The organism is Paenibacillus sp. E194, from assembly GCF_000935845.1.
GTDB classification, from domain to species: domain Bacteria; phylum Bacillota; class Bacilli; order Paenibacillales; family Paenibacillaceae; genus Paenibacillus_B; species Paenibacillus_B alvei_B.
In genome coordinates, this window is sequence record NZ_JMDX01000207.1 from 1 (window position 1) to 10,222 (window position 10,222).

At 47.2% G+C, this 10,222-nt stretch carries 9 protein-coding genes; 2 read left to right on the plus strand and 7 right to left on the minus strand.

Annotation, left to right across the window (positions count from 1 at the left end; all coding sequences use genetic code 11):
* The 4 genes from AZ66_RS22255 to AZ66_RS22270 all read right to left on the minus strand — a co-directional run.
* A partial coding sequence (locus AZ66_RS22255; RefSeq protein WP_044356854.1) for an Nramp family divalent metal transporter occupies positions 1-397 on the minus strand: 397 nt, incomplete at its 3' end.
* Between the two features lie 189 nt (positions 398-586).
* Positions 587-1,801 carry a NupC/NupG family nucleoside CNT transporter gene (locus AZ66_RS22260; RefSeq protein ID WP_021258224.1) on the minus strand — a complete coding sequence of 405 codons (1,215 nt, stop codon included), beginning with the start codon at positions 1,799-1,801 and terminating at the stop codon, positions 587-589.
* A 100-nt stretch (positions 1,802-1,901) separates the two neighbouring features.
* Positions 1,902-2,858: a nucleoside hydrolase gene (locus AZ66_RS22265; protein WP_021258225.1), complete on the minus strand. Its 957-nt coding sequence runs from the start codon at positions 2,856-2,858 to the stop codon at positions 1,902-1,904.
* Entirely contained in the window at positions 2,858-3,811 is a 954-nt protein-coding gene (locus AZ66_RS22270) for a nucleoside hydrolase (protein ID WP_044356855.1), read from the minus strand. The genes AZ66_RS22265 and AZ66_RS22270 overlap by 1 nt, the downstream gene beginning before the upstream one ends.
* Positions 3,812-4,248: 437 nt before the next feature.
* On the opposite strand from AZ66_RS22270, the gene AZ66_RS30125 reads away from it, so the two are divergent.
* Positions 4,249-4,797, plus strand: a complete 549-nt coding sequence (locus AZ66_RS30125) for a hypothetical protein (protein WP_052648771.1) — start codon at positions 4,249-4,251, stop codon at positions 4,795-4,797.
* A 115-nt stretch (positions 4,798-4,912) separates the two neighbouring features.
* On the opposite strand, the gene AZ66_RS22280 is transcribed toward AZ66_RS30125, so the two are convergent.
* The 3 genes from AZ66_RS22280 to AZ66_RS22290 all read right to left on the minus strand — a co-directional run bounded on the left by AZ66_RS22280 (position 4,913) and on the right by AZ66_RS22290 (position 9,518).
* The gene (locus AZ66_RS22280; RefSeq protein WP_044356856.1) at positions 4,913-6,052 is read right to left on the minus strand and encodes a beta-ketoacyl-ACP synthase III; all 1,140 of its coding nucleotides are present in this window, start codon (positions 6,050-6,052) and stop codon (positions 4,913-4,915) included.
* A gap of 635 nt (positions 6,053-6,687) precedes the next feature.
* On the minus strand, positions 6,688-7,914 hold the full coding sequence (locus AZ66_RS22285) for an RtcB family protein (protein WP_044356857.1): 1,227 nt from the start codon (positions 7,912-7,914) through the stop codon (positions 6,688-6,690).
* Between the two features lie 44 nt (positions 7,915-7,958).
* A complete protein-coding gene (locus AZ66_RS22290) occupies positions 7,959-9,518 on the minus strand; it encodes a hypothetical protein (RefSeq protein WP_044356858.1) in 1,560 nt (519 codons plus the stop codon).
* A gap of 207 nt (positions 9,519-9,725) precedes the next feature.
* Here AZ66_RS22290 and AZ66_RS22295 point away from each other — a divergent pair, with 207 nt between their 5' ends.
* Positions 9,726-10,199 (plus strand): GNAT family N-acetyltransferase, encoded by a 474-nt coding sequence (locus AZ66_RS22295; protein WP_044356859.1) that lies wholly within the window; start codon positions 9,726-9,728, stop codon positions 10,197-10,199.
* Positions 10,200-10,222: the final 23 nt, after the last annotated feature.

Here is a 10,222-nt window from a genome sequence, read left to right on the forward strand (position 1 = left end):
TAACCTCAGCTATATCTGTAGCCATAATGGCCAGCTCTGTAATAATCCATAGGACAAATCCCCATTTTTTGCCTGTCTTCAACCGGGTAACTTGCGCCAAGTCCATTCCGGTCACAATTCCTAGCTTCGCAGACATGCTCTGCAATAACATGGCAATCAGACTGGATATGAGAATAACCGATAGCAGCAAATAACCAAACTGCGACCCACCCGCAATGGAGGTAACCCAATTGCCAGGATCCATGTATCCTACTGCGACTAATGCACCCGGTCCTGAATAAGCTAGCAGCTTTCTCCAGAAACCTGCATCTTGAGGTATCGGAACCGTATTATTTATTTCCTCTAAGCTTGAGCCATTTTGTGTTTTGTGAAAGAATCTGCCTTTTCCTGACTCCATAATCAGCCCACCTTTTTTCCTCACCCAAAAAAGTTTCCTAACATCAACTTTTAATTATTGTATACCTTTTTCTGAAAATTTCAAGTACCTACATATTTTCATATCAACCTTTCAAGTAAAAAAAGGCGACCGTTCTCTGTATTAATCCAGAGAAGCGGCCGCCTCTTCATTTCTTAAAATGGTGTTATGTTATACAAGCATCCCCGCAATGGCTGCACTTAGCAAGTTCGCAAGTGTTGCAGCAATGATCGCGCGGAAGCCAAGCTCAGCGAGATCCTGTCTGCGGGAAGGAGCTATACCGCCCAGACCTCCAATAAGCAGCGCGATGGCTGCCAGATTGGCAAAGCCGCACAGCGCAAAGCTGATGATGACTACGCTCTTCGGAGACAAGCTTGCAATCTCAGGCGCGAACGAAGTGTACGCGACGAATTCGTTCAAGACGAACTTCTGCCCGATGAAGGAACCTGCTTGCAGCGCTTCGCTCCATGGCACACCGATCAAGAAGGCGATCGGTGCGAACAGGTAGCCGAGAATTTGCTCGAGCGTCAATGCTTCAATGCCGAACACGCCGCCAACCCAGCCGATGATCATGTTCACTAGGAAGATGAGCGAGATGAACGCCAGAAGCATCGCTCCTACACCAGCAGCAATTTTCAGACCGTCCGAGGCACCGCGAGCAGCAGCGTCGATGACATTACGAGACTCCGTATCCTTGACCATCTGAACCTTTTCCACTCGAAGATGGTGATCTGTTTCCGGCATCATGATCTTGGCCATCAACAAGCCACCTGGTGCTCCCATGAATGCTGCCGCAAGCAAGTATTCGATCGGTACGCCAAGCATCGCATATCCGCCCAGTACGGAACCAGACACGCACGCCAGCCCGCCGACCATAATCGCGAACAGCTCCGACTTGGTCATTTTCTCGATATAAGGCTTAACAACAAGCGGCGCTTCGGTTGGACCGAGGAAAATATTCGCTGCCGCTGACATGGATTCTGTTTCGCTCGTCTTGAGTACCTTAGATAGAAATCCGCCAATGATTTTCGTTGCCCACTGCATAATGCCGAGGTAATACAGAACTGCGATTAGGGAACAGAAGAAAATGATGATCGGCAGCACCTGCAGTGCGAACGTAAAGCCCGCCTTCTCTGCCCCGAGTATCCCACCGAACAAGAACTGAATCCCTGCATTCGTGGAATCAATGATGCTCTGTACCACTTTGGATAAGTAGTTCAGCATCGTCTTGCCGAATTCCCATTTCAGTACGATTAAGGCGAAAATGAATTGAATTGCGAACGCGCCAATGACCGTTCTCGGATTAATCGCCTTGCGATTTTTAGATAATGCCAGCGCTATAACGAGAATGCCTAAAATGCCTAGAAGCCCCCAAATGTATTGCATATACAGATCCTTTCTTCATCGAGTCTATGGCCAAGATTGTAATACGAAAGGGTCGGAAAGACCTCTTCATTTTCACTTGCATGAATTCGAATATTCTATGTTAGTTTATGGATTTTAATACATCAAATAGCATTCCCTTAAACGCATCGCGATCGATCGCTTCACATACGCGAACATTGCGCGTGCGCTCCAAGCGATTGTTGATATCGACTAGGCTGTAGCCTCTTGTCAGCTCGCCCACCGTCTCTACATCTACATGATAGAGATGAGAGTTCGTCATAATCGACTCATCTGCCGCAACTGCTGCCAGCAGCGTATCTGGATGCGTTGTACCATTCAGACGGTGAACGGTCTTGTTGAAGCGCATGACGACCTTGTTCACGTCCTTGAAGAATTTCGCACCCTTTGTGCCGAGCTGCTCAATTTCCGCATGATCGTTGTCGTCCATGATGGAATATTGCGTGCACATTTCCCAGCCAACCATCGTGATTGGAATGCCTGAGTGAAGCACGATCTTAGCCGCTTCTGGGTCAACATAGAAGTTATACTCTGCCGTCGGCGTAATGTTACCGAGCGCATTGTTCGTGCCGCCCATAATATACAGATGCGGGATTAACGGTACAATGGTCGGATCCTTCTTGATGGCCATCGCAATATTCGTCAGCGGTGCAATCGCCAGCAGATGAATTTTCCCAGGATTGTTATGCACCGTATCAATTAAGAAATCAACCGCATGTCCAGTTGCAGGGGATTGAATCGCCTTTTCGAAAAAGGAATCGCCCATCCCGTCCTTGCCGTGTACGTCCTCTACAGTACGATGCTCTTTGTGGCCAAGTCCCATAATTGGGCCTTCATATCCCTTGTACACCGGAACCTTGCCGCTATGTCCTGCAACCTGAACCGTATACAGTGCATTTTCTACCTGTTGATCGAACTGCACATTACCGCCTGTAATCATAATGCCTTCGACTTGGAAATAGTGAAGGGCCGTTAAGATCGCAATTGTATCGTCTCCTGCTGTGTCGGTATCAATAATGACGCGTTTCTTCTCTGACATTATGATTCCCTCTTCTCTGTTGCTTTTTTCGCTAGGTCTGTCATGTAGTCGAAGAATGCATCGCGGTCTACATCGTATACGACCTGTACCGGACGACCGTCTGCCGTTTCTACCGTACGGCCTTGGCTAGCACCTTCGGTAATTACCTTGCTGTTCACCGTCTGTACCTTCACAAGATCGCTCTTGCCAACGAAGGCAGTCGTTAATACATCCCACAGATAGTACGTCGAGTTCGTAGAGAAATGAACGAGCGGCGGCACCATTGCGTAGCATTGACCGAGGAAGTCAACCCCGATATGCTTGCGCTCTGCAGCCCAGCGTTCACGGACATCCAGTGTAAGCGGTACTTGGTTCGTGCTTTCCAGCGCTACGAGATCAATCCCGATTCCACTCTCCCACACGCGAGCAGCAGCATCCGGATCCCAGAATACGTTCCATTCTGCCGTTCCGTCATGCTCAGGCTCATGCACATTGCCCGCTTCGCGGAATGTACCGCCCATCCATACAAGGCGTTCTACCTTCTCTTCAATTGTTGGATCCATATCTAATGCGCGAGCAAGATCAGTCAGCGGACCTGTGAACAACAAGGTCGTCTTGCCTTCCGTTGCACGCAGCGTATCAATAATGTGTTCATGAGCCGGCTTGTCCGCAACCGGAGTTACGACCTTGCCAGATTCATTCAAGAGCGGCAGAGCATCCACGTAGAATGCATGCATGCGCCAGTCTTTCGGGAAAGGATTTTTCCCACGCGAATTAGACGCAGCTACATCTAGCCCGCCTGTTCCGAAGCGATCAATGATTTTACGGCTTGCAAACATCGCCGGTTCTAAGTAGCAATCCGCCGGAATAACGGATACACCTGTCAACTCAACGTTATCCATTTGCAATAACAAAAACAAAGAAATCAAATCATCAACGCCGCCATCGTGGTTAAAATAAATCTTTTTCTTCATCTTGTCTCCATTCCATACATCAACACTTCATGTGAAGTAAATGTATTCTATGTTATATCCGTACAAAGTGTCGCAAAACCGAACAAACAAAAATGATTTTTAACGTATCATTCGGATTCCGTTATAAATAATACTAAATTTTCTTTTAAAAATATATAGTTAAAAGAAAATTTATTCGTTTCTAAAGTATTAATAGGAAAAATTGCCACTTATTCCTATCCAGCAAACGCTCTTCCTATCCCTGCATCCCGCTCATCCTTCGCTTCATTGCAAAGAAATGTCCTCACCGTGAAGAGAGGACATTCGTACACGATCTATCATAATAGAAAGAATAGAGATTATAAAATCAACAAAGTTTCTGACTCAATTCTGCCGATTACTTATATAGTATTGACTGATTCCTAAAACCTAATCCTCCTACGAAAGGAGAACAAATTGTGCAGCAGCGTCCATCTAGAACGCCAGTAAAACCTATCAACAGAACCACAGTGAAATCACCCAGCGGAACAGCAGCGCCTGATAGAAATCGTAGAACTCGTGAGCAGCCCAGAACGCTTCGCCCTGCTTCGATCAACCCACAATCAGGGAAGCCGGCAAAAGTGACAGAACTTGATAAGACATCGACCAGCAAGCCTGCTGCTAAACCTGTGTCACCTTCACCCAAGGCTCCCGTAAATAGACAGGGGCAAGCAGTTGCTTCCCTTATGTTCAGCCTACTTGGTATCCTGTCATTTCTATACATATTGAATCATCTGAACGAGGTGATCAAGTATAACTCCATATTCACGTCCAAACTAAAGCCCGTCATGATTACATCCTTTATCTTGAACATAATTGGATTTGCATTAGGGATCAGAGCGAGACATTCTGCGCGAGGCGGAGGGATAGCAATCGTTGGGGCGACATTTGCTTCGATTCCTCTAGGCATTTGCGTGGTTATCCTCCTTGTATTTATCCTGAAGTTGACGGGTGTCCAACCTCTATGAGGGGCGCGTTCACCCCCTTGTCGTACTTCTGAAATTAAAAAAAGAGAGAGTGGCTCCCCACTCTCTGCCTTGCCTACTTGATGATCCATTTATCTAGAAATGCCATCTACCAATTCTATTCTTCGACCGAAGGCCCAACTGCTGTCAGCATCATAATCGAGGTTTGGAATCTACCGCTTTCGGGAACGATGCACAGCACCTGCTGCCCTTCCATTAGATGCCCCTCATTCATGAGTTCCTCCAGCATAATGTATATCGAAGCGGAAGCCGTGTTTCCCTTTGTATATAAATTCGTAAACCATTTCGCTGCTGGTATCGTTACCCCGCCCTGCTCCAACAACCGGAATATCTCATCTCTGAAAAAATGCGACGAGTAGTGGCAAACCATCCAATCGATGGTCTCAGGTTCAATCCGGCCTTCCTGTACCAGCTCCAAAAATCGACGAACACCTACCGTCATGATTTCATTAACCAGTCTGACGTCTTGCTTCAGATTTAGCGCCCCTTGATCCGCCGCTTCATGAATGGAGGCATAATCAAGCCAGGAAGAAATTCCACTGTCCTTATCCATACCCGAATACATGCACACATCATACTCATTTGCATAGGACTTATTATCAATCCATTCGATGCGCAGCGATAACCCCTTCGCAGAGGGCTTGTCCTGCAATATAGCCGCGCCTGCACCATCCGACAGCATAAATCGCAAAAAGTCCGTGTCGAACGGCACACGCCCATTGCTATGTACAGACTGCGCCTCAAACTTCGTATGCTTAAATTCACGGCTCAAAAATTCACTGGCACATGCGACTGCTGCTTCTTGTTCGCCAGATTTAATTTGTAAATACGCATATTTAAGTGCCTGCATACCGCTTGCACATAAACCCGAGTGCGAGGATATCTCCATTACTGGCAAGCCCGCTTCGGCATGTACCATACTCGCAAAGCCAGGAAGAAGCAAATCGGCTCTTGTCGTTCCTGTTGCTAGGAAGCCAATATCCTGCTCTGCTATGTTTTCATTTCGTTCTATTGCATCTCGTATTGCTAGAGCAGCCATTTCAGCGTTCGTATATAAACTCTGTTGTTCTTTGTTCATTGCGTAGTAGCGATAACGTATTTGATTCTTCTCTAGAATAATCCGCTTTGTCTTCGAGGTCTTGCCTCCAATTTTGCCTAGATAATCTTCAATTTCATCATTACTAACCGGAGAGCCAGGAAGAAATTTACCTATACTTGTCATATAGACTTGATTCATGAAGCACCTCCATAAAATATGATATATTTCTTGATTATCATAGAATTTAATTAAATTGTAAAGTATTGGATTTTGTGAACGCAAAAAAAAGAACGCTCTATTCCCGTATCAGAGCGTACTTCTTTCATGTTTGTTTCAACTGTGTACTGCTACCAGCTAACTATCAATGACCCGCATTGGTTCCATTTCATCATCATTCTCGTGATCTACTTTCGTCCGTTGCATCACTTCATTTATTCCCACGAATCGGCGTCCATCAAATCCTTTATTCGTTCTAGCTGTGCAAGTTGAGACCGAGGAAATCCGACTTCTCTTGTCTTTTCTCTGCAATAATAACAAGAACAATGGACTTTCCCTTTTGCGAGCCTTCCCACAGACGACACGAACCAACCTAATCGCTTAGCAGTCTTGCTCTTACGTTGAATTACTCTTCTTCGATGATGCCGATAGTATGCACGAGTTCGATTTTTGCACTTGCTCTTCATTCCATCACGCCCCTTGGTAAAAGGCCCAGCCTGCAAAGTAGCCAAGGGAGTCCGATATCATCCCTTACAGGCTGGACGTGATGTAATTACTTAATAGAAAGAGCATCATTCTATATCACCTCTATTTATTTACAATATCGAAGTCTGTTATTAGTCCTTATACGGATCGAACTCATCTGCACCGGCCATACACACACCGATCGGCTTCAACGTTTGCATCACTTCGATCGTTTCTGCATGTGCATCCAATACCTCCTGCAGCTTCCGATACACAAACGGACTCTCGTCCGTGCCCGCTCCGCGCAGCTCGACGCCGAATGTTCGCACGGCCTCCATCATTTGCGCTGTCGTAATTTTACCGCCGCTTCGAGTTCGGGTCTTCCAGTTCATTTTGCCTGCCGCCTGCGTCCGGCTCATGATCCGTCCCGCACCATGAACGGTACTGTAATAGGCTTCCCTATTCTCTGTGCTGTCCTTGCCTTTCACAATTACCGATATGTCGCCCATACTGCCGCCGATAAAGCCGACCTGACCCGGTGCGGAAGGAGTCGCCCCTTTACGGACAACCACGACTTCCTTGCCGTTATGCGTTTCTTTCCATGCATAGTTATGGTGATTGTGCACCTCAAGATCAGCATCCGTACCCAGTATCGCCAGCACTTGCTCGATTACGTAATCCCGTCCTGCATAGGCATACCGTCCAGCCAGCTTCATGGCACGATAATACATATCTCCAACCTCGCTGCTCAAATAAAGAAGGATAGGAGGCTGATCCATCTTCTCTCCAGGAGCACTGGCAAGGAACTCCCGTCCGACAGCCAGATTCATGAATCCGCTCGCCGTCTTATGTCCGAATCCTCTGCTCCCGAAATGATTCGCAATCCACAGCCGCCCTGTCCCTACTTCCTCGAACAAGTCTACAAAATGATTGCCGCTTCCGACGGTACCAAGCTGATTGTGAGCCAATGCTTTCAACTTGTCATGCTCCTGCTTGCCAATCGCTCGATAGACGCTCCAGTCTGGATCATCGAAGAGATCGTGATCCACCTTTTCATTATTGACTCGCCCCATCCCGAAGGAGATTTTGCGGGTGATTTCGTCCATGATTTTCGGTAATCTAGGCTTGATATCTTCTGCTGTCAAATGAGTACGGACTGCTTTGTTCCCGCAGGCAATGTCATACCCGACGCCTGAAGGCGAGATTTGCCCGTCATAGACTACGACCCCGCCAATCGGCTGACTGTATCCTTTATGATGATCCGCCATCAGCAGGGCTTGAACCACATTGCCTGTCTTGGCGCACATTTTCGCTTGCGCAACGGCGCTCTCCTCCGGGTTGCCCCAGACCCGTACGCCATCTATATGTTGATATGCCATATATTCCTTCAACTCCAAATAAAATATGATTTCTATTCTTATATTCAAACGCCTTTTGCTTCTCGCAGCGCACGAATTCGTTCTTTTACTGATTCTTCCGTCTCTACTTCAGACAAATGAATGACCGCCCCGATGAGCTGCTCGCCCCAAGAAGTAGCGTCCCAGCCTTCTAATGCCCGCAGCGCCATATTCCGATTTCTAACGACAGGACTATTTAGACCGGCCTTAATGAGTCTCTCTCCAATTCCAGCGAATCGATCCAAGCTCTGCAAGATGCAATTTAAGCATTGATGGGCAATATACTCTTTCCCAAGCCCCATCTCATCCCCCGGGCCTGTCGCGATATGCTGCAGCGGCAGGTGCTCCTCAGCGAACTGTGCCAGCTTCTGAATTCTGCTTGGGTCTTCTGATTCCATGAGTTGTAGGTAAAGGGCATCTTGCAGTGGATCCTCCGCAAGCTGATGATAAAGGGTCTCCCAAATATCTATTCCGAGTTCCCCTGCGCATGCTATGCCATAATAGCGATTCACCGATTCGCTCGATTCAATTGCATCCAGCACGTTCCCCTTCCATTTCGGCTGGGCAATGATCACTTGAGCAGCTCTCATCGTATCGGTTCTAAGCTGCTCCGTCCATCCTGCCGACATCCGCTCGTTCCATCTCTCCTCATTTTGGGCCAAGAAGTCGTGCAGATGGAACATAACCGACAGGTGCTTGACCGTGGAACACATTTCACGCGCCAACCTTACATAATTCGATAACACTTGTGGAGCATACTCATAATCATCGATATCCTCTGCGGGGCCTCCATTTAACAAAGCTTCAATGATATCCGTCGCACCGTCATACAATTCGCAGTCAACCTGCTCGGTGGATAGCGCCTCCTGCAAGCCTCCATTTCTCGCACATATGCATGCCAAATATTCATTCATAACATTGTTCTGGCATCCATAGCGCAGCAGCCAATCTCGAATTTCCTGCGTTGCCGGCTCCAGCCTCTCAACGAGATGGATTTTCCCCCAACCATGAACATGCTTGGCTAATTCCCACAGCACCTCATTGCTGTCGTCCATTCCATTTCGAATCGCGACTGCCGCATACAGCGTGAACTCATCATGTTTGCCTAGAGTAAGAAGCAGCTCCTTCACCTGTTCATTTTGGAATAGGCCGAGCAGCGCAATACCAAACTTCACGACATTGCGATGTGCCCCTTGCTCTGCGAGCCATACCGCTTCATGGAATACGGGCTCTGGTTGTATGCCTGGATGTGCACGTACCTGCTCCAATATATCGTCAATCATGCTGCTTATTTGAGCCGTAACGAGCTTCATATACAGCGCCTTTCGCGTAGCATGCTTCATCTCCTTAGATTGCTTCACCAGCAATTCGACGATCTCGTCTACCTCTTCATTCCTCTCACTGCCTGCTGCATGGTGGCTGAGCACTCCGTCCAAGGCACCTGATGCCCACCGTAACTTGTTGTCAGCCCAGAATTCGTCGTCATCCGGCAAAGAGCCATTTACTGACTCCCCTTGATCTCGTATGTATGAATAAATGGAAGGTCTCCCCTTCCAAGGTGCCGCTTGGTCAAAAGAAATAATCATCGTAATGTTCCCCTTTCCCGATACGTTCTTCTGCCTCTATCTTCGCTTATTTCCAATCCAATGAACATGGTAAAAGTATTACGACCATCCATGAAGCTGTTCATGTAATGGGCTGCAAACACGCGACTGACGCAATATATGATATACAAGATTCTCCTTAATTCATGGTAAAATTTATATATTATTCGCATAAGTGAGGTGCTGGGCATGAAAATTTGTGCAGTGAGAACGTCCGATTATACGAGCGTGCTTTCTGTTCTTAATGATTGGTGGGGTGGCAGAAATATGTCTGATATGCTGCCAAAATTGTTTTTTGTCCATTTTCAACAAACGAGCTTTATTGCAGAACAAGACGGGGAAATGGTCGCCTTCTTAATTGGGTTCGTGTCGCAAACCTATCCGAACGAGGCCTATATTCACTTTATCGGTGTTCACCCGAATCATCGAAAGTCCGGAATCGCAAAAAGGATGTACGAAACGTTCTTCGATACCGTACGGCAATATGATTGCGACACCGTCCGCTGTGTGACTTCACCTGTTAATACGACTTCGATCGCATTCCATACGAAGATGGGATTTCGAATGGAAGATGGAGACAGCGAAATCGATGGCTTACCCATACATACGAACTATGACGGAAGAGGCGGAAGCAGAGTGCTGTTTGTTACATCTATCAAGTAGATCCTCCATTAAATTAGCGCTAT